The organism is Arthrobacter sp. 05T45 (assembly GCF_056395875.1).
The window spans coordinates 1-19,836 of sequence record NZ_JBFTKI010000010.1 but is presented as its reverse complement, the minus strand read 5'-3'; the positions used below and the strand labels follow the sequence as shown (position 1 = coordinate 19,836).

Annotated in this window: 18 protein-coding genes; 10 read left to right on the top strand and 8 right to left on the bottom strand. The window is 65.2% G+C overall.

Translation table 11 applies throughout. The annotated features are described in order from the left end of the window. The first annotated feature begins 172 nt into the window (after nucleotides 1–172). The 7 genes from AC1DGD_RS11680 (at nucleotide 173) to nrdF (ending at nucleotide 8,277) form a co-directional block, all read left to right on the top strand. The gene (locus AC1DGD_RS11680; RefSeq protein WP_476856894.1) at nucleotides 173–1,603 is read left to right on the top strand and encodes an NAD(P)/FAD-dependent oxidoreductase; all 1,431 of its coding nucleotides are present in this window, start codon (nucleotides 173–175) and stop codon (nucleotides 1,601–1,603) included. Continuing rightward, complete coding sequence (locus AC1DGD_RS11675) at nucleotides 1,600–2,361, top strand: DUF1365 domain-containing protein (RefSeq protein WP_476856893.1); 762 nt, start codon at nucleotides 1,600–1,602, stop codon at nucleotides 2,359–2,361. Before AC1DGD_RS11680 ends, AC1DGD_RS11675 begins: the two co-directional genes overlap by 4 nt. Beyond that, nucleotides 2,358–3,800, top strand: a complete 1,443-nt coding sequence (locus tag AC1DGD_RS11670; RefSeq protein WP_476856892.1) for a class I SAM-dependent methyltransferase — start codon at nucleotides 2,358–2,360, stop codon at nucleotides 3,798–3,800. Before AC1DGD_RS11675 ends, AC1DGD_RS11670 begins: the two co-directional genes overlap by 4 nt. Before the next feature lie 408 nt (nucleotides 3,801–4,208). Then, nucleotides 4,209–4,454 (top strand): glutaredoxin-like protein NrdH, encoded by a 246-nt coding sequence (gene nrdH, locus AC1DGD_RS11665; protein WP_018773329.1) that lies wholly within the window; start codon nucleotides 4,209–4,211, stop codon nucleotides 4,452–4,454. A gap of 167 nt (nucleotides 4,455–4,621) precedes the next feature. Further along, the gene (gene nrdI / locus AC1DGD_RS11660) at nucleotides 4,622–5,026 is read left to right on the top strand and encodes a class Ib ribonucleoside-diphosphate reductase assembly flavoprotein NrdI (protein WP_476856949.1); all 405 of its coding nucleotides are present in this window, start codon (nucleotides 4,622–4,624) and stop codon (nucleotides 5,024–5,026) included. Nucleotides 5,027–5,091: 65 nt separating this feature from the next. Next, nucleotides 5,092–7,212 carry a class 1b ribonucleoside-diphosphate reductase subunit alpha gene (nrdE, locus tag AC1DGD_RS11655; protein WP_026537148.1) on the top strand — a complete coding sequence of 707 codons (2,121 nt, stop codon included), beginning with the start codon at nucleotides 5,092–5,094 and terminating at the stop codon, nucleotides 7,210–7,212. Nucleotides 7,213–7,302: 90 nt separating this feature from the next. Further along, nucleotides 7,303–8,277 carry a class 1b ribonucleoside-diphosphate reductase subunit beta gene (gene nrdF, locus AC1DGD_RS11650; RefSeq protein ID WP_223916933.1) on the top strand — a complete coding sequence of 325 codons (975 nt, stop codon included), beginning with the start codon at nucleotides 7,303–7,305 and terminating at the stop codon, nucleotides 8,275–8,277. Nucleotides 8,278–8,644: 367 nt separating this feature from the next. Here the strand turns inward: nrdF and AC1DGD_RS11645 are convergent, their stop codons facing one another. The 3 genes from AC1DGD_RS11645 to AC1DGD_RS11635 form a co-directional block, all read right to left on the bottom strand. Further along, complete coding sequence (locus AC1DGD_RS11645) at nucleotides 8,645–9,073, bottom strand: YybH family protein (protein ID WP_476856891.1); 429 nt, start codon at nucleotides 9,071–9,073, stop codon at nucleotides 8,645–8,647. Between the two features lie 339 nt (nucleotides 9,074–9,412). Further along, complete coding sequence (locus AC1DGD_RS11640) at nucleotides 9,413–9,982, bottom strand: hypothetical protein (RefSeq protein WP_476856890.1); 570 nt, start codon at nucleotides 9,980–9,982, stop codon at nucleotides 9,413–9,415. Between the two features lie 308 nt (nucleotides 9,983–10,290). Next, nucleotides 10,291–12,699: an alpha/beta fold hydrolase gene (locus tag AC1DGD_RS11635; RefSeq protein ID WP_476856889.1), complete on the bottom strand. Its 2,409-nt coding sequence runs from the start codon at nucleotides 12,697–12,699 to the stop codon at nucleotides 10,291–10,293. A 69-nt stretch (nucleotides 12,700–12,768) separates the two neighbouring features. Here AC1DGD_RS11635 and AC1DGD_RS11630 point away from each other — a divergent pair, with 69 nt between their 5' ends. Continuing rightward, nucleotides 12,769–13,401, top strand: coding sequence for a TetR/AcrR family transcriptional regulator (locus AC1DGD_RS11630; RefSeq protein WP_243177260.1), 633 nt, complete (start codon nucleotides 12,769–12,771; stop codon nucleotides 13,399–13,401). Between the two features lie 25 nt (nucleotides 13,402–13,426). Further along, complete coding sequence (locus AC1DGD_RS11625) at nucleotides 13,427–14,287, top strand: 3-hydroxyacyl-CoA dehydrogenase (protein ID WP_476856888.1); 861 nt, start codon at nucleotides 13,427–13,429, stop codon at nucleotides 14,285–14,287. A gap of 86 nt (nucleotides 14,288–14,373) precedes the next feature. Here the strand turns inward: AC1DGD_RS11625 and AC1DGD_RS11620 are convergent, their stop codons facing one another. The 3 genes from AC1DGD_RS11620 to AC1DGD_RS11610 form a co-directional block, all read right to left on the bottom strand. Continuing rightward, entirely contained in the window at nucleotides 14,374–15,180 is an 807-nt protein-coding gene (locus AC1DGD_RS11620; RefSeq protein ID WP_476856887.1) for an SDR family oxidoreductase, read from the bottom strand. A 250-nt stretch (nucleotides 15,181–15,430) separates the two neighbouring features. Beyond that, the gene (locus tag AC1DGD_RS11615) at nucleotides 15,431–15,811 is read right to left on the bottom strand and encodes a nuclear transport factor 2 family protein (RefSeq protein WP_476856886.1); all 381 of its coding nucleotides are present in this window, start codon (nucleotides 15,809–15,811) and stop codon (nucleotides 15,431–15,433) included. A gap of 271 nt (nucleotides 15,812–16,082) precedes the next feature. Next, nucleotides 16,083–17,585: a phospholipase D family protein gene (locus tag AC1DGD_RS11610; RefSeq protein ID WP_476856885.1), complete on the bottom strand. Its 1,503-nt coding sequence runs from the start codon at nucleotides 17,583–17,585 to the stop codon at nucleotides 16,083–16,085. A 385-nt stretch (nucleotides 17,586–17,970) separates the two neighbouring features. Here AC1DGD_RS11610 and AC1DGD_RS11605 point away from each other — a divergent pair, with 385 nt between their 5' ends. After that, entirely contained in the window at nucleotides 17,971–18,276 is a 306-nt protein-coding gene (locus AC1DGD_RS11605) for a hypothetical protein (RefSeq protein ID WP_476856884.1), read from the top strand. A 139-nt stretch (nucleotides 18,277–18,415) separates the two neighbouring features. On the opposite strand, the gene AC1DGD_RS11600 is transcribed toward AC1DGD_RS11605, so the two are convergent. Beyond that, on the bottom strand, nucleotides 18,416–18,934 hold the full coding sequence (locus AC1DGD_RS11600) for a DUF2087 domain-containing protein (protein WP_476850094.1): 519 nt from the start codon (nucleotides 18,932–18,934) through the stop codon (nucleotides 18,416–18,418). Nucleotides 18,935–19,077: 143 nt separating this feature from the next. Next, nucleotides 19,078–19,836: HNH endonuclease signature motif containing protein (locus AC1DGD_RS11595; protein WP_476856883.1), on the bottom strand; the 759-nt coding region annotated here is incomplete at its 5' end.

The window sequence follows — 19,836 nt, the reverse complement described above, 5'->3', positions numbered from 1 at the left end:
GGCCGGGCACATGCAGGAGAATCCGAGGAACCCAACTCGAGTGGCAGCTGACGGCGTCACTGGCGAGGGTCTGACAGCAGAACTGAAAAATTCCACATTCATACTCATCCGGCCGCCCGACGGCACCGAATTGCCCATAAGAGACTTCGGGCCAGACAACAGGAGCAGATCAGTGTCGCAAGCAGCAGGGATTCCGGCAGGCCGGCGCGTCGCCGTCATCGGCAGCGGAGTGGCGGGGCTGACCGCCGCGTACGTGCTGAACGGGCAGGACCGGGTAACGCTCTTCGAGGCCGACTCCCGGCTCGGCGGCCACGCCCACACCCACGATGTGCCGCAGCAGAACGGACCCACGCTGGGCGTGGACACCGGCTTCATCGTCCACAACGAACGGACGTATCCCACGCTCCTGCGCCTGTTCGCCGAGCTCGGCGTCGAAACCCAGGACTCCGAAATGAGCATGTCCGTCCGCTGCGACGGCTGCGGGCTGGAATACGCCGGCGCACGGGCCAAGGGGCGCGGGATCATTCCCCGGCCGTCCACCCTGCTGCGTGGACGCTACCTGCGGATGCTGCTGGAAGTCACCCGGTTCCACCGCCGGGCCCGCGCCCTGCTGGCCGAACCCGCCACAGGCACGGCAGTCGCCGGACACGAGCTCACCCTGGGGGAGTTCCTGGCCCAGGAGAAGTTCAGCAGCTATTTCATCTCGCACTTTATGACCCCCGTGGTCAGCGCCGTTTGGTCCTGCGACCCCACCACCGCGCTGGCCTACCCGGCCCGCTACCTGTTCACCTTCCTGGGCCACCACGGCCTGCTCGGCGTCAAGGGCTCCCCGCAATGGCGGACCGTCACCGGCGGCTCGCGCAGCTACGTCAACAAGGTCGCCGCGACCCTGCCGGACATCCGGCTCGCCAGCCCGGTCACCACGGTGCACCGGCACGCCGACGGCGTCGACGTCACGTCCGCGCTCGGTGCCGGGACCGTGCGCGAGACCTTTGACGCCGTCGTCATCGCCACCCACCCGGCGCAGGCCCTGCGCATGCTCACCGACGCCTCGGCGGCCGAGAGGGCCGCCCTTGGCGGCATGCCGTATTCGGTGAACCAGACGCTCTTCCACCGGGACGAGGCCGTGCTGCCGGCCAGCCCCAACGCCCAGGCCTCCTGGAACTACCGGCTGCCGTCCTGCGACGCCCGGCCGGACAAGGTCCTGGTCAGCTACGACATGACCCGGCTGCAACGGCTGGAACCCGTCGACGGCGGCCGGTACATCGTCAGCCTCGGCGAATCCGAGCTGATCGACGACGCCACGGTCCTGGACCGGATGGTCTACGAGCACCCGCAGTACACCCCGGAGTCGCTGGCGGCGCAGCAGCGGATCCTCGGACTCGGCGACGGGCGGCTGGCTTTCGCCGGCGCGTACCACGGCTGGGGATTCCACGAGGACGGCGCCCTGTCCGGCCTCAAGGCGGCCGCCCGGCTCGGCCGCGACTGGGGCCCGGTCAACAGCGACACTGTTAATATCGGCTCGGTGGCCGTGGACCCGGACTTTCAACCGGCCACAGTTCAGTCGGCCGCAGTTCCGCCGACTGCGGTGGAGGTGCCATGAGCGCGCCGGCCACCATCCATCCGGCCGGCCTCCACGGCGCGGCCATCTACCGCACTGCCATCGCCCATGTGCGGCGGACTCCGCTGCGCAACGCGTTTACCTACCGCAGCTACAGCTGGTATGTCGACGTCGACCATCTCCCGCAGCTGCCGCGCCTGCTGCGGCCGCTGGCGGGATTCCGGGTGGAGGACCACCTCGGTGATCCGGACGGCACCCTGCGCGGCAACGTGGAAAACTACCTTGCCACCCAGGGGATAAAGCCCGACGGCGGGCGCATCACCATGCTTGCCAGCGCCCGGGTGTTCGGGCACGTGTTCAACCCGCTGAGCGTGTTCTGGTGCCATAGTGCCTCCGGTGAGTTGCGCTGCGTCGTCGCCGAGGTCCACAACACGTACGGGGAGCGGCACTGCTACCTCCTCGAAACCGACGCCACGGGCAGGGCGAGCGTCCCGAAGGCGTTCTACGTCTCGCCGTTCAACGACGTCGACGGCGAGTACCGCATGAAGCTCCCCGAACCCGGCGAACGGCTCGCCGTATCGATCGTCCTGGAACGGGAGGGACAGCAGCCCTTCATCGCCACCATGGACGGCGTCCGGCACCAAGCAAGCGTGCGGAACATCGTGTCCGCGGCGCTCGCCGTACCCGCGGCCCCGCTGCGTGTCGCGGCGCAGATCCGCTGGCAGGGCATCAAACTGTGGGCGCGCCGCCTGCCCATCATCAAAAAACCACACCACCCTTCACAGGAGGCAGTTCAGTGACAATGACCGAAGCGACCGGATCCGGTACGGGACGGGCACAGGGCACCACTCACAGCAGCGCAGTTGCCGGCAGCGCCGTCGACAGCGGGCTCGTCACCAGCAGGGTGCCGTACACCGTTCCCCAGCCTCCCGCCACCATCGACGCCGCCATCTGGCCCAGCATCGCCACGGTGCCCTCGAGCCTCAAGGCCCGTGTGGCCGGACGCGCTGCGGACGCCATCTTCAAGGCGGCCGTGCGCAGGCTGCCGCTGGAAGTCCGGTACCCGGACGGCACAGTATTGGGCAAAGCAGCACTGGGCACGGCTCCCTCCGACCAGGTACCCGCCGGCACCGCCTCTGACCAGGCTGCCGCCGGCTATCCCGTCATGACCATCAACCGACCCGTTGCCTTCGCCACCCGCCTCGGCGACGGCGGCCTGATCGGCCTGGGCGAGTCCTTCATGGCCGGCGACTGGGACGCCGATGACCTCACCGCCGTCATGGAGGTGTTTGCCTCCCGCGTCGGCACGCTCGTTCCCGAGCCGCTGCAGAAGCTGCGCGGCCTGTACCTGCCGCGCCAGCCGCGCAGGGAACGGAACACGGAGAAGAACACCCGCTCCAACATCTCCCGGCACTACGACCTCTCCAACGAGCTCTTCGCCTCGTTCCTGGACAGCACCATGACGTACTCCAGCGCTCTCTTCCCGGAAAGCGGCGACTCCCTGCGGAACGTGGCCTGGGACGGGCTGGCCGCAGCGCAGCAGGCCAAGATTGACCGGCTGCTGGACAAGGCCGGTGTGAAGGAAGGCACCCGGGTCCTGGAAATCGGCACCGGCTGGGGAGAGCTTGCCCTGCGCGCCGCCGCCCGCGGCGCCACCGTCTACTCCGTGACGCTCTCCAGCGAGCAGCAGGAACTGGCCCGCCAGCGCGTGGCCGAGGCCGGCTACGCCGACGCCGTCACGATCGAGCTCAAGGACTACCGCGCCGTGGAGGGCGAGTACGACGCCGTCGTCTCGGTCGAAATGATCGAGGCCGTCGGCTTCGAATACTGGGCCACCTACTTCCAGACCATCGAGCGGGTCCTGGCCCCGGGCGGCAAGGTGGCCATCCAGGCCATCACGATCGCCCACGACCGGCTCATGGCCACCCGCACCAGCTACACCTGGGTGCACAAGTACATCTTCCCGGGCGGGGTCATTCCGTCCGTCCGCGCCATCGAGGACATCACGGCGAAGCAGACCGGACTGCGCGTCCGCGAACGCCTCGCCATGGGTGAGCATTACGCCCAGACGCTGCGGCTCTGGGAAGAGCGGTTCATGGCCCGCGAGGACGAGGTGGGGGCCATGGGCTTCGACGCGGTCTTCCAGCGGATGTGGCTGTTCTACCTCTGCTACTCCCGGGCCGGGTTTGAAACGGGCTACCTCGACGTGCAGCAGATCGTGCTTGACTCCGCCTCCTAGCCCCGGTGTTAGAACAATCACGAATCGCTTGAGGCGGGCACCACGGTGCCCGCCTCTTTCGTGGGCCCGGACACCAGATGTAGTGGCCGGCGCCACCAATCCGGGTCCCCGCGGCGGCGCGCGACACGCCGTCTGCGGTGCGACACGCGGGCGTGATTAATGTGGCTAACTACTCCACAGGGTGTGGATTTCGTCCGCCAAAATGGCGGAAATCCGGACATTTGGAGGGCCCCCTCCTGTGGATTAAAGGTGGGTTAAATGACATACTTGTAATACATCATCTTGGGGTCCACATGAGGCTCTTGCACTACATGTAGTATCGACATACAGTTCCAGCAGAGCATCAGCGCGGGACATCCGGAGCCGGGATTGCGCTCCACAGAAGACTTCAACAAAGGGGACAGGACCATGACCGTTACGGTTTACACGAAGCCGGCCTGCGTTCAGTGCAACGCGACCTACCGCGCGCTGGACAAGAAGGGCATCGCCTACCAGAGCGTCGACATTTCCCAGGACGCGGAAGCCCTTGAGCGCCTGAAGTCCCTGGGCTACATGCAGGCCCCCGTTGTCGTCACCGACCAGGACCACTGGTCAGGTTTCCGCCCGGACAAGATCGAAGAACTGGCGCAGGCTGCCGCCGTCGCTGTAGCCTGAAACGCCCTGTCGCCTGAAAAGCCCAGGACGCCGCTACCAGGCAAGAATTCACGGTAGATGAGGTGACCACCGTGGCTGTAACAACTGAAGATCGGGTGGCTGCCACGGCTGACGGCGGGGAAGCGGTCAGCACGGCAGCACCGGCCACCACCACGCACTGCCGGCTCATCTACTTTTCCTCCACCTCCGAAAACACCGCACGCTTCGTTGCGAAGCTGGGCGTCGACGCCGCCAGGATCCCCCTTTACCCGAGGGACGCTCCGCTGGTGGCCCGGGAGCCCTACGTTTTGTTGCTCCCGACCTATGGCGGCACCGGGGGAGAGGGATCTGTTCCAAAGCAGGTCATCAGGTTTTTGAACGATCCGGGTAACCGGAAGCTGATCCGCGGAGTGATCGGCGCAGGAAACACCAATTTCGGGGACAACTACTGCATGGCAGGGGACATCATCGCCGCCAAGTGCAAGGTCCCGCACCTATATCGCTTCGAACTCGTGGGGACGCCGGAAGACGTCAACCGCGTACAACAAGGATTGGAAGAGTTTTGGACACGACTGTCGCAGACAAAGCAGTAACTGAAGGCGCAGGCCTGCACACGGGCACCGGCACAGCCGCCGCCGCTGTTGAGAAGAAGCACGAGATGCCGGCCGCCTACAAGGGCCTGGGCTACCACGAGCTGAACGCCATGCTGAACCTCTACGGCCCCAACGGGGAAATCCAGTTCGAGGCCGACCGCGAGGCCGCGCACCAGTACTTCCTGCAGCACGTGAACAACAACACCGTGTTCTTCCACGACCTCGAGGAAAAGCTCGACTACCTCGTCAAGAACGAGTACTACGAGCGCGAAACCCTCGACCAGTACACGATGAACTTCATCCGCGAGCTCTACAACCGCGCGTACAAGAAGAAGTTCCGCTTCGAGACCTTCCTCGGCGCGTTCAAGTTCTACACCTCGTACACGCTGAAGACGTTCGACGGAAAGCGCTTCCTGGAGCGCTACGAGGACCGCGTCTGCATGGTGGCCCTGCACCTGGCCCGCGGCGACGAGAAGCTCGCCACCCAGATGGTGGACGAGATCATCGAAGGCCGCTTCCAGCCGGCCACCCCGACGTTCCTGAACGCCGGCAAGCGCCAGCGCGGCGAGCTGGTCTCCTGCTTCCTGCTCCGCATCGAAGACAACATGGAGTCGATTGGCCGGTCCATCAACTCCGCGCTGCAGCTCTCCAAGCGCGGCGGCGGCGTGGCCTTCGCGCTGACCAACATCCGCGAGGTCGGCGCGCCGATCAAGCAGATCGAGAACCAGTCCTCCGGCGTCATCCCCGTGATGAAGCTCCTCGAGGACAGCTTCTCCTACGCCAACCAGCTCGGTGCCCGCCAGGGTGCCGGTGCGGTGTACCTGCACGCGCACCACCCGGACATTTACCGCTTCCTGGACACGAAGCGCGAGAACGCGGACGAGAAGATCCGCATCAAGACCCTCTCGCTCGGCGTCGTCATCCCGGACATCACCTTCGAGCTCGCCAAGCGGGACGAGGACATGTACCTGTTCTCCCCGTACGACGTCGAAAAGGTCTACGGCATGCCGTTCTCCGACGTCTCGGTCACCGAGAAGTACTACGAGATGGTGGACGATTCCCGGATCAAGAAGACCAAGATCAAGGCGCGCGAGTTCTTCCAGACCCTCGCCGAGATCCAGTTCGAATCCGGCTACCCGTACATCATGTTCGAGGACACCGTGAACCGGGAAAACCCGATCGACGGCAAGATCATCATGTCCAACCTGTGCTCGGAGATCCTCCAGGTCTCCCAGCCCACCACGTACCACGATGACCTGTCCTACGACCAGACCGGCAAGGACATCTCCTGCAACCTGGGTTCGCTGAACATCGCCAAGACCATGGACTCGCCGGACTTCGGCCTGACCATCGAGACGGCCATCCGGTCCCTCTCGGCCGTCTCGGACATGTCCAACATCACCTCGGTGCCCTCGATTGCCCGCGGCAACGACCAGAGCCACGCGATCGGCCTCGGCCAGATGAACCTGCACGGCTACCTGGCCCGCGAGCGGGTCCACTACGGTTCCGAAGAGGGCCTGGACTTCACCAACATCTACTTCTACTCGGTGGTGTTCCACGCAGTCCGCGCCTCCAACCTGCTGGCCATCCAGACCGGCCAGACCTTCGGCGGCTTCGAGAAGTCCAAGTACGCCTCCGGCGAGTTCTTCGACAAGTACACCGAGCAGGAATGGGTCCCGCAGACCGAGAAGGTCGCCGAGCTGTTCAAGAACATCCACATCCCCACCCAGGATGACTGGCGCGAGCTGAAGGCCTCCGTCATGGAGCACGGCATCTACAACCAGAACCTGCAGGCCGTTCCGCCCACCGGCTCGATCTCGTACATCAACAACTCCACCTCCTCGATCCACCCGGTGGCGTCCAAGATCGAGATCCGCAAGGAAGGCAAGCTGGGCCGCGTGTACTACCCGGCGCCGTACCTGACGAACGACAACCTGGAGTACTACCAGGACGCGTACGAGATCGGCTACGAGAAGGTCATCGACACCTACGCCGCCGCCACGCAGCACGTGGACCAGGGCCTGTCCCTGACGCTGTTCTTCAAGGACACCGCCACCACGCGCGACATCAACAAGGCCCAGATCTACGCCTGGAAGAAGGGCATCAAGACCATCTACTACATCCGTCTCCGCCAGCTCGCGCTGGAAGGGACCGAGGTAGAGGGCTGTGTCAGCTGCATGTTGTAGCTTCAACTAAATCGTGACAGTACGACGGCGGGCGTCCGCCCGCCGTCGTACGCTTTAACTAAGAACTAAACCCAACCTTTAGGGGATGACATGACCGAAAAGGTCAAGCTGCTTAGCCACGTCGAGGCGATCAACTGGAACCGCATCCAGGACGACAAGGACGTGGATGTCTGGAACCGCCTGGTCAACAACTTCTGGCTGCCGGAAAAGGTGCCGCTGTCCAACGACGTCCAGTCGTGGGCGACGCTGACCCCGGACGAGCAGCAGCTCACCATGCGCGTGTTCACGGGCCTGACCCTGCTGGACACCATCCAGGGCACCGTCGGCGCCGTCTCGCTGATTCCGGACGCCCTCACCCCGCATGAAGAGGCTGTCTACACGAACATCGCGTTCATGGAGTCCGTGCACGCCAAGAGCTACTCCTCCATCTTCTCCACGCTGGCCTCCACCAAGGAGATCGACGAGGCGTTCCGCTGGTCCACCGAGAACGAGAACCTTCAGAAGAAGGCACAGATCGTCATGGACTACTACCAGGGCGACGACCCCCTCAAGCGCAAGGTGGCCTCCACGCTGCTGGAGAGCTTCCTGTTCTACTCCGGCTTCTACCTGCCGATGTACTGGTCCTCGCGGGCCAAGCTGACGAACACGGCAGACCTGATCCGCCTGATCATCCGCGACGAGGCCGTCCACGGTTACTACATCGGCTACAAGTTCCAGAAGGGCCTGGAGAAGGTCTCCGAGGAGCGCCGGCAGGAAATCAAGGACTACACCTTCGAGCTGCTCTTCGAGCTGTACGAGAACGAGGTCCAGTACACGCACGACCTCTACGACTCCGTCGGCCTGGCCGAGGACGTCAAGAAGTTCCTGCACTACAACGCCAACAAGGCACTCATGAACCTGGGCTACGAGGCCATGTTCCCGGCTTCCGTCACCGACGTGAACCCGGCGATCCTGTCGGCCCTGTCGCCGAACGCTGACGAGAACCACGACTTCTTCTCGGGTTCGGGTTCGTCGTATGTGATCGGCAAGGCTGTCAATACTGAGGATGACGACTGGGACTTCTAGTCTCATTTAGTTAGACAGGCTATTTGGTCCTTTGGACGAGCTAAAAGGTCCCTGGACAAACTAAACGGTCTTTTGGTCCTGTGTGTGATGTGACGTTCCACGCTACGTGGCCATTTCCCGACTTACGTGGCCACGTTTCACGGTAGTTGGCCAACTGCTGCTCGATGCAGTTGGCCAACTGTGAGGTCTGGGTCCGGTTGAGTTCTTTGCGCACATACACGCCGACATTGTCGGCAGGGCCCGCTGGCCGACCCTCCCCTCTCCTGTGATGTTAAATTCGACCGGACACTTGTTGAATCCGCGGCGTGAATGTTCAGGCGGAAGCGGTAGAACCAGCGCGGCTGCGGCCCGCTTTCCGGCCATTTGACTAGGTGGTCCCGCCCCGGAGCGGCCCGTCCTCGTCTGGGCTGCTGATCGGGTCCGCGTGCCGGAGCACAACATGCCAGGCTCCGTCTTCCCTCCGGAAGACCGTTGTGACCCGGAGGGTCAACGGACGTGCTTCCGTCCGCCCCGAAACCTTGGCCTTCCAGTGTTCGACTTCGTGGATGACGGCTGTGTCGGCCGACACCAGGCGGTACAGGCCTTCGAATGACCTGCACTCCCCGTCGCGGAAGTGCGCTACTGCGAAGTCCGTTCGCTCTTCAACATCGGCCCAGCCTTGGGCAGCAGGGCCGAACGGGTTCGCGAGGACGATGTCATTACTGTGGGAGTACAACTGTTTGATGTGCCCGGCGTCGCCTCTGGCGAAGGTGTCCAATGCCTCGTGGTATTGCTCGAGGACGGTGTCGAAGTCCATGGCATGCCTCCTGCAGGGATCCTGGGGGAACGCCTCTATTTTAGACCTGTGGAGTATTGATGAGCCTGCGGGGCTGGTCGGAACTAAGCCCCGGGACTGTTGCCCTGCCAAGCTCCTCGTGCTGCTGAGTCCAAGCCCAGCAAGCTTTTCGACCAGCATGCTGTGGTTCCTCGTTGGATGATGCCTATCCCAGACCGTGTTGCTGTTGAAGTCCCCCATAAGCAACGCCCCGCCGCCAGCGAGGAATCCAGCGTGGCGGTCGACTATCTCATGCGTCGACCGTGATCGGGCCGCCCGCACCTGCGTGGGTACGAGCGGCCGCGCTCCTCGGTCCGACGGTCAGGTGTAGCTCAGGCTGACCAGCAGTGCTTTGAGTTGGGTGTATTGGTTTGTCGCCATCCAGGCTTTCGCGGCCTCCCTGTTCGGGAACCCCGGGTCGCCGAACAGGACCCGGGTGAACAGTCCGCCGTTGGCGGTGGAGACGAGATTGCACCAGGATGCGACGCCCTCGCCCTCCTTCAGCGACCGGGGATCAGTTAGCCCCATGAAGTAGGCATCGCCATCACCAAAGGATTCCACAGCGAATCCGAAGACGGGCTTCTTGCCGTCCGGCGCCGTCATACCGGAAACTGCCTTGTGATCGAACACGTGACGCGTCACGGGACCGCCAGTGCACCCTGCAGTGACGCCGTTGGCCAGGAAGAGCAGATCGTTTCCCGCACCGTCAGCAACGGTGACCTCAACGCCGGGGAGGCCGGCGGTCGGGTGCACGGTTCGCACGGTCCACGTCTCCGGATAGGCGAAGGAGATGTGTCCGTCCGGGAACGTGAAGGTCTTCAGCGCGGCAGACCCGTGCTTGGCCGCTGAGGCGGGAACCTCCGACGCCGGTACCGCCCTGGCGGCAGGCACCGTCGGTCCTGCAGTGGAAGCAGGTGGGAAAGTTAACGTCGCCGTGCGGTCTGCCATGGTACTCACGGCAAGGCTCGAAGCGGCGGCCGGAGCCCCTGGCTGTGGCCCACAGCCGGCAAGGGCGAGGCCGATGGAAGAACCTGCGATGGTGACGGCAGTGAAGAGTCTGGCGCGATGTGAATGCATTGTGTAGCCCCCAATTCTTATGACGGCGGGCCGAATGTCCCGCTTGAAAGCAAAGTTTCCGGGACGCTGCCAGTAATTACAGCCAGGGCAAGTTATTTATGCCTTCCGATCGCCCACACGCCTCAGATGGCCGCCGCCTGCCTCCCCGCTGGCACCCGTGACAGGAAGTCCTCCACCACCGCGGCGAACTCGTCGGGCCGTTCGATCTGCGGCATGTGCCCCGTCTTCGAGAATGTGTACGACTCGGCGTGTGGCAACGCTGCCACTGCCGCCTCGAGGTGGCTGAACGGGAGGATGTGGTCGTGGTCGCCCCAGACCACGAGCGTGGGAGTCTCCGATTGCGCCAACGCCCCGAGGAGGGCTCTCCGCCACCCGGCCCTGACGCCAAAGATGGTTCCGAGGTCGCGGGCGACGTCGAGGAGGGTTTGGCGGTGGGACGCCCGCTGCGACAAAGCGAACGCGTGGTCAATGCGGGCGTCGGTCACCAGTGCTTTGTCGTAGAAGATCGACTGGACGGTGCGGCGCGAAGCCACTGGATCCGGACGCAGCAGCAACGCCGCGAGCGGCCCGACTGCAAGCAGACGCAATACCAGCGCAACCTCCTTGCCAAACCCGGCACTGTTCGCAAGAACCAGCGCCGAAACACGGTCCGGGTGTTCGGCAGCCAGTTTCATGGCGACGGCCCCGCCCAGCGAGTTTCCCATCACGGGGAGCGGCTCGTGCACCCCGACGGCGTCGAGGAAAGCCGGTAGGACGTCGGCCAGCTTCGCCAACGTCGCCGGCCCGGAAAGCCGTTCCGAGTAAGCAAATCCGGGCAGGTCCACGCTGTAAACGGCGTGGCGTGCCGAGAGCCGCTCGTGCTGCCCGTTCCAGTCCTCCAGGCTCTGGCCGATCCCGTGCAGGACCAGCACCGGGTCGCCGCTGCCGGTCTTCCGGTAGCGCAACCGCGTGCCTGCGACGTCGACGTATCCCGTTCCCGGGAGCGCCAGGGGATCCCGGCGCACACATGGCGCCCCACCGGACGCCCGCACCTGTTGTCCGCGCCGACCGAAACGGACCCGGTCGGTCAACCTGCCGGCCCTCAGGAGGGCAAAGTCTCGGAAGTAGTTCTGGTGCAGCCGCCACGGTGAACCGGCACCCTGCCGCGGCAGCTGATCGGCCCCGCGGAAAATGTAGCCGGCCTTCAGGTCAATCAGGGAGGACAGCTCACCGTTGGCGACTTCGGCAGGCGCCGCGGGCACCACCCAATGCAGTCCCCGCCGGTCAAGATGCTTCAGCAGCCGGCAGACGTAGCCTGCGACCAGATCCGCCTTCAGGGTCCACGATGCATTGGTGTACCCGATGGTGAGCGCAAAGTTGGGCACGCCGTCGAGCATCATGCCTTTGTAGGTCAGGGTCTTGCCCACGTCCACGGGCTCGCCATCGACAGTGAGCGTCATCCCGCCAATCACCAGCAGATTCAATCCCGTCGCCGTGACGATGACGTCGGCCGGGATCGACCCGCCCGAGACCAGGTCAATCCCGTCCGGCGTGATCCGGGAGATCCTGTCGGTCACGATGTCGGCAGTGCCTGCGCTGATCGCGCGGTAGAGGTCCCCGTTGGGGATCGCGCAGACCCGCTGGTCCCACGGCTGATACGACGGCGCCAGGTGCGTGTCCACCGCAAAGCCCTGCGGCAGCTTGGCGACCGCCGACTTGCGCAGGATCGCCTTCATGGTCTCCGGCCGCCGTCGGCTGAGCTGGTACGTGACCATCGAAAAGAGAATGTTCTTGACCCGAACGACGTCGTACGCCAGTTGCGCGGGCAGCTTGCCCCGGAGGCGGTCGGCCAGGTGGTCGCGGGACGGCACGGGGGCGATGTACGTGGGGGAGCGCTGCAGCATCGTCACCTTCGCGGCTGACTTCGCCATGGACGGCACAAGTGTCACCGCGGTGGCCCCGCTGCCGATGATCACCACCTGCTTGCCCTCGTAATCGAGGTCGGCCGGCCAGTGCTGCGGGTGGACGATCGATCCGGCGAAGGTGTCGGCGCCCTCAATGGCAGGGGTAAACCCCTCGTCATAGCGGTAATAGCCCGAGCACACAGACAGGAAAGAGCATGTGAACGTGGCCGCCTCGGCGGTGCCGGGTCCCGGGTCGCCGTGCCGGTATTCGCCCTCGGAGGTGCGGACGGCCGTCACCGTCCACAGCGCGGTGTCGCTGGACCAGCCGGCAGAGACCACCCGGGTGTTCAGCCGGATCTGCGGGGACAGGCCCTCGTCCGCAATGGTCGCCTCGATGTAGTCGCGGATCGCATCGCCGTCGGCGATCGCCTTGGCACCGGCCCAGGGCCGGAAGGAATAGCCGAGCGTGTACATGTCGCTGTCGGAGCGGACGCCCGGGTATCGGAAGAGATCCCAGGTGCCGCCCACCGTGCCCCGGGACTCCAGGATCGCGAAGGTCTTCCCTGGTGTTTCGCGTTTCAGCCGGCTCGCGAAACCTATGCCGCTCAGCCCGGCTCCGACAATCAACACATCCACGTGCGCGCTCATCACGCCACGCTATCGACTTAAAGTCGAGAGAGTCAACACCGTGTTGATACCTCGCGTTAGGATGGGCGCATGGCTCCACGTGGAAGACGTACAGCACGGGTCTCGGGGGATGAACGCCAGGACGCGATCCTCACCACCGCCGAGGCGCTCCTTGGCGAGCGGTCCTTCGACGACGTTTCGATCGAGGAGCTGGCCCGCGGCGCCGGCATCTCGCGCCCCACCTTCTACTTCTACTTCTCGTCCAAGGATGAGATGCTGCTGGCCCTTCTGGACCGGGTGATCTCCGAGGTGGAACACCGGGTCAGCGAGTTGCCGCGAAATTTCGAAAGTGACCCCGCGGGAGCCTGGACGCGCTCCATTGGCATGTTCGTTGAGGTGTTCGTGGCCCATCGCGGCGTCGCCACCGCGGCGATTGCAGCGCGGGCCCGCAACGACGAGGTGCGCGCCCTCTGGTCCAAATCGATGCAGTCCTGGGTCGATTTCTCGAGCGATGTCATCGCGTCCGAGCAAGCCCGAGGGGCTGCGCCGGACGGCATCGACGCCCATGACCTGGCCGTGAGCCTCAATCTCATGAACGAGCGGGTGATCACCGCCGTCCTCAACCGGGAGATTCCCGCGATCGCGGAGTCCCATGCCCTGGACGTGTTATCCACCATCTGGATCCGCAGTATCTACGGGTCCGTCAACCCCGGCCGTTCCTAGCGCCGGGTGGAAAGGAAGAACCCGCATGCCCCACCAGATCAAGACCCTGACCGTGCTCGGCACCGGAGTGCTCGGTTCCCAGATCGCCTATCAGGCCGCCTTCCACGGATTCGCTGTCACCGCCTACGACGTCGACGGCGACGCCCTGGAGAAGGCCCGGGCGCGCTTCGCCCGGCTTGTCGGCATCTACCGGGCGGCCAACGTCGGCGGTGCCGGAGAGAGCAAAGCCGAGGCAGCTCTTGAAAACCTCCGCCTCACCGCCAACCTCGGGGACGCCGTCGCCGATGCAGACCTCGTGATCGAGGCCGTTCCTGAGCTGCTCGAGGTGAAGCGGGACGTCTACCGCACGCTCGCAGATCTGGCCCCCGCCAAGACCATCTTCGCCACGAACTCATCAACTTTGCTGCCCAGTGATCTTAAAGATTCCACCGGCCGCCCCGACCGCTTCCTCGCCATCCATTACGCCAACAACATCTGGGCGCAGAACATCGCCGAGGTGATGGGCACCGCCGAAACCGATCCCGCAGTCTTCGACGCCGTCGTCGACTTCGCGCGAAACAGCGGGCTGGAGCCAATCCAGATCAGGAAGGAGAAGGCCGGCTACGTGCTGAACTCCCTGCTGGTTCCGCTCCTGAACGCGGCCGCCGGCCTGCTGCTGCAAGGCGTCGCCAGCCCGGAAACGATCGACAAGACGTGGCGCATTGCCACCGGAGCGCCGAGCGGTCCGTTCCAGATCTACGACGTCGTCGGGCTGGGAACCGCCTACAACATTGCCGCCTCATCGCCAGACCCCGGATCTCAGGCCTTCGCTCGGTACCTCAAGGACAACTACATCGACCAGGGCAAGCTCGGCGTCGAGACGGGCGAGGGTTTCTATACCTACTAAGTCTTCGCATGGGCTGACGGACGGTGCTGACGGACGGTCTAGCGGAGGGGGGAGTGGCTGCGGAACCGCTTTTTACACGGACCCGTTCAGCCCTGGCGGTTCGTGTCCAGGACGGTGACGTCCAGGGGCATGCGCTTGGCGCGACGGAGGCGTCCGGCCAGCACGTTGCGCACGCCGCGGGTCACCATGGTCGTCTTGGTCAGATACCGGAACTCGGCGGCGTCCGACGTTACCAGGTCCAGCAGCGGCCGCGCGGCGTCGTCAGGGGTCTGCCCCCACAGCCCGACGACGACCTGCAGCCCGCCCAGTCGATGCTCGTACCCGGGCTGGGACGTGACGTGCCCCAGCATGTCCGTGATCACCAGGCCCGGATTCATGCCGTGCACCCGGACGCCGGTGCCCTTGGTCTCCACCCGCAACGTCTCGGTGAACTGGCGGACCCAACGCTTGCTGGACGCGTACGCGTTCTGCAGCGCCACCGGCCCCTGGTCGCCGTGGCCGTACACGTTGACGAGGTCGCCGCGACCTTGGCCGATGAACACCGGCAACGCCACCCTCGACCCGTGGAACGTGCCGAGGATGTTCGTGCGCACCACTTGCGTGAAGTCCTCGACCGGCGTGGAGGCCGTCGGCCCGAAGACGCCGGAAGCTCCGGCGTTGTTGACCCAGATGTCGAGCGTCCCGCGGCTAAGGGCCTCGTCGCGCAGGGCCTCGACGTCGGCCAGTTCACCGGTGTCGCAGTGACGCCCGGATGCCACGATCCCTTCCGCGTGCAGCCGCTCGACGGCGGCCGCGACGTCGGCGTCCGACCTGGACGCCAGCACCACCGTCGCCCCCTGATGCCCCAGCAACCGGGCCATGGCCAACCCCAGGCCGCGCGTCGAGCCAGTCACGACTGCCACGCGACCGCGGAGGACATCTCGTTGCGAACCCATGCTTCTCTCATACGCGTAGTGGCCGGGGAGAGCAATGGCGCAGGAGTGGTGACAGTTCCGAGGTGGTTGTCCGCCGGGTGCTTCCCCGGCGGCGCCGTTCCATCGCAACGGGGCAATTGCCGGGGTCTGTCGGGACGCCGCGGACGGATTTAGACTGAATCATTTCGCGACGCCGGCCGGCTGGCGATGCTGAGCGGGCAACCGAAGATCAGCGGCCGCCTTGTCGTACGTAGTCGGCGGGATCGTAGTGGATCCGGAGTGACGAGATCTTGCCGTTGTCGAAGCGGAAGAACTCTGCGAGCCGGACAATCCCTGCCGGCATGCGGGCGTCGTAGAGTATCGCGGAGCCATCTGCGCCGTGGACCTCTTGGAGGATCTCGAGGTCCGACACCGTGGCGATGAAGCCTTTTACGCCTTGGCAGAACCCGGCGGCCCCTGTGCGCTTCCCTGCGATCGGGCCTTCAAATTCGAGGTCGTCGACGAGCAAAGTGCGCAGCTCGCCGTCGGGGTCGAACGCATCTATGCCGGCGGCCAGGATCCGGTAGTAGCGCTGGAGTACGTCTGGCGCAGCCTTGCTCAGCGTGGACATCGGCAGCTCCTCCCTAAGATTGAAATCTTCAAGCTCTGCACATCCATGAGGCGGAGAACGCGGTTCAATTTGGACCGGATCGTCGCCGGTCAGGTTATAGCCGTTGAGTACAGAAGTCACGACGTCGAGGAGGACTGCCGCTGCGGCGTGGTGCTCGCCGTCGTCTGCCTGGGATGCACGAAGGCTGAGGCGGAGACGCGGCGGCGTATCGGGGCTACAGTCCCCGGAGTCGTTCAGGCGTTCTGCTGGTTCGCGGCCGTCAGCGTCTTGCCTAGAACTGGGTAGTGCCGCGCAGCCGGCGGGGGCGGCCGTCTGGGTCCATGAGGAGGCGGTTCATCGGATCGGCCCAGAGGCGTTGGCGGGCCGACACCGGCTCTGGAGTGTGGTTGCGCGCGTGTCCGGCGGGTCGGGGGGAGCGGCGGCCGGCTTCATGCCATTGGTCGAGAGCGTCTGCGGTGGTGTTCCAAAGTTTGAGCCCGGCCGCCGGGTCGACGAGCCGGGGATCGTTCTGGTCCAGCCCCAGGTGTTCTCCCCAGAGTTGGAGCCGGAGCCCGTGGGCCAACGGCCGGGAAGCGTCGTGGCGGTTGTCTGCGCCGGGCGCCTCCCGGTTGTCGACAGTCGTGTCGAGTACGGCGCACGTGAGCTCGCTGTCGTTGGTCCAGGACCGGCGGTTGAAGTTGTCTGAGCCGCAGGTGAACCAGATGTCGTCGATGATGCAGATCTTGGCGTGGACATAGATCGGAGTTCCCGCACGGTTCTCCAGGTCGAACACGCCGACCCTGTCGGGCGCGACCCGACGTAGCATGCTGATGGCACGCAGTTGCCCGATCCGGGCCGCCGGCCCTGCGAGAGGCCCGTCAGCGTCGGGGTAACGGGGTACAACGGCGATCACGTTCAGGTCGGGATTCCGGTCGAGGGCCTCCGCGATTCCGGCTGCGACCTCTTTCGACCACAGGTACTGATCCTCGACGTAGATCAGCGAGCGGGCGCGGGCGAAGGCTTTCGTGTAGGCGCGGGCAATGCTGCGCTCCCCAACAGGCGCGAACGGAAACGGGGGACGTTTCACCCCGTAGGTGCGCAGCAGCTGCACGGAATGAGGACCCGCCGGTGGCGGTGGCGGTGCAGTGGCCGGGAGCGGTTCGGGGTGCCGGGGCATGCGGGCCAGACGTTGCAGCAGCATCCGGTAGGGGGTGGGCCGGTCCAGAGGATGGGGGTCGTTCCACCGTTCAGCAAATACTGCCAGGACATCTGCGACCACGGGGCCACGCAGTTCGAGGGCGGCATCGTGCCATGGCGGTCGTTTCCCGTACCGGGAATCCATGCTCACGGCTTGCGGGTCGCCCGCGTGATCGACATCGTCCCGACGGCTGTGCGAAAGGTCGATCCCGCCAACGAACGCGACATCCCGCGACGGGTTGTCACGACGGCGGATGACGAAGATTTTTTGGTGATGGGAGCCAAACAGGCGTACACGCTGATCCAGCAGCACCTCTCCGCCCGCGTCGTTGACCTGACGGCTTAGGAGCTCATTGGATCGGCCGCTGATCGGGGCCGACACGCGCTCTCCATGGGATCTCCAGACAAGGCCCCGCACTTCCACTCCCTCACGGGCCAAGCCAGCGAGCACCTCACCGATCGACGGTCCGTCCGCCAGCAGCCGCTCGTCGGCGTCGCCACGCCAGTCGGTGAACCACACGCGGTCCCCGGCCTGCAGAGCCGTCAACTCCTCATGCAGCCGGGCGAAGTAGGTCGCTCCATGAATCAGGGGCCGCACAAGATTGCCCTCCGACCACGGCGGCGATCCGGCACCGCCCGCGTGTACGTCTGTGGCCAAATTCCCCCGCTCAGCGCGGCTCAGAAACCACGTACCAGCATCACTGTCCACTCAGTCCTTCTTTCGGCGCCCGAGCCCAGGGCACTAGTGTCCGGTCTTCAACGTAGCGACTGTGCTGCCTAATGTCACCGACCGGGTCAAAGGCGCCGGTAACAGGGGACCCGTGGAACACCCGCTCCTGTCGGGCGCCCACTTGAACTGATACCCAGGGATTGCTTGTAAGGAGGGCGGCGCAGCACCGGATCAAACTCGCTCTCCGGCCCTACCGGGATGACGCTGGACGGCCTATCGTGGTCCTGACATAGCCCGAGGGAAAGGAACGACGATGTTCACCCTGCAGATTAGCTATCCGGTCCGGGACTACGAGGCCTTTAAGAAGGTCTTCGACAGCGATCCCGCAGGCCGAGCCGCCTCCGGCGCCCGGTCTGTCCGCCTGTTCAGGGATACGGAGGACCAGAACAGCGTGGCCGTGCTCCTTGACTTCGACACCAGGGACGCCGCGACCGGCTTTCTGGATAAGTTGCGCAGCCAGGTGTGGGACAAACCCGAGGTGATCGGGCAGCTAATGACGGCAGCGCCGACAGCCAGGATTCTGGAAGAAGTGGCCCGCGAGGGCCAGGGCGCGGGCTGACCGCTGAGAATCATACTGGACTCGCGGTGGCACAAGAAACCGCGACATCCCGTGGGTGCCAATGTTGGCTCTCGGGCAGGTTTGGGCGCTATGAGAGCGTCGAGTTCAAAGCCCACGTAATGCCCGCATGGAGCCCGCGTCATGCCTGCCGGGAGTATGAGGAACCCGAGGCCGTCCGTTCCAGTAGTCCGAAGTCGATCATGTAGCGGCGCAGCATGACGACGTCATCGGTATAACTGAGCAGTCGTTCATTAACCTGCTTTTCCGTTAGGTGTTCGCCCGGCTCAAAGGCTTCGCTGACGATCCAGGCCAGGAGCTCCCGCCGTTCCGTCATGTTGGCTGGATACCTCTCGATCCGCCCCAAGCGCATGAAGCGGGCCAATCCGGTCTGCGGCTGCCGCCGGGGTTGCTGTGTGAGGAGGTCGCGGAAGATCGCCTCGGGTGCCTCAAGGTCACTGGCGGCATTGCTTTCCACGAGTCCTGACTCAAGGAGGGCAGCGATAGCCCGGTTTCGCCGGTGGTCATTCAGGTCAGCAAGCACGTCGGGGAGCTTGGCGCCGAGCACTATCTGCGCGTAGGCGGTCCGAGCGTCCGTGTTAGCGAGGGCTGCCACTACACGCCGCCAGTGCGGTCCACTCACCATCGTCGTTCCGGTCACAGCGTTTTCCTCACTCCGCATTTGCCCCCGCCTGTGCTGGTCACGGGTACTTGGTCAACAGGCAAAATCGTAGTCCTGCGCGGGTGTGGCGGACAGGGCCTGCCGACGGCAGGCTGATGGCCCGGACATTGACGGTTGGCCGTTCAGATGGGTTGCAGCAGGCGGTATTCCGGCACTGTGTCGGGCAATTGGTGTCCGGCGGTGAATTGGTGCCAGTCCGGGAAGGGGTCCGGGGGCAGGCCTGGGCCCGGATCCGCGGGCTGGCCTTGATCGGGGTCGGGTTCCGGGCCGGGTTCGTCCGTGGCCGGGATGTGGGGCAGCCAGTCTTCGGGCCAGCGGGGTGGGTCCCAGTCTTCGGGCCAGCGGGGTGGGTCCCAGTCTTCGGGCCAGTGGGGTGGGTCCCAGTCCTGATGTTCGCTGGGATAGTAGCGTCCGGACGGGGAGGTCCAGCCCGGCGGGTGGTCTTTGCTGGCCCGGGACGGTGTCCAGGCGGAGGCGTGTTTAAGCCGGTGGTGTTTCGGGCAGGGCTGGCCGAGGTTCGAGATCCCGGTGGTGCCGCCGTCGGCCCAGGCCAGGAGGTGGTCTGCCTCGTTGTCCAGGGAGTGGTTGCTGCAGCCGGGGAACGGGCACCGGCCGTCGCGGAGCCGGAGCCAGTGGCGCTGGGCCGCCGTGAGCCGGTAGCTGGTCCGGCCGATTTCGAGCGGGGCGCCGTCCCGGGGGTCGGTCAGGACGCGGTGGAAGGAACCGGCGCCCTCGGCGATGAGGCGGCGGGCCATCGAGGGCGGGATCGGCCCGTGCCCGTCCAGGACGGCCGGTTCGTCGGTGGCGCCGAGCAGGGCCAGGACCGGGACGGTGACCAGGACCTGCGCCCGCGGGACCGGAACAAGCCCACCCGCCCCCGC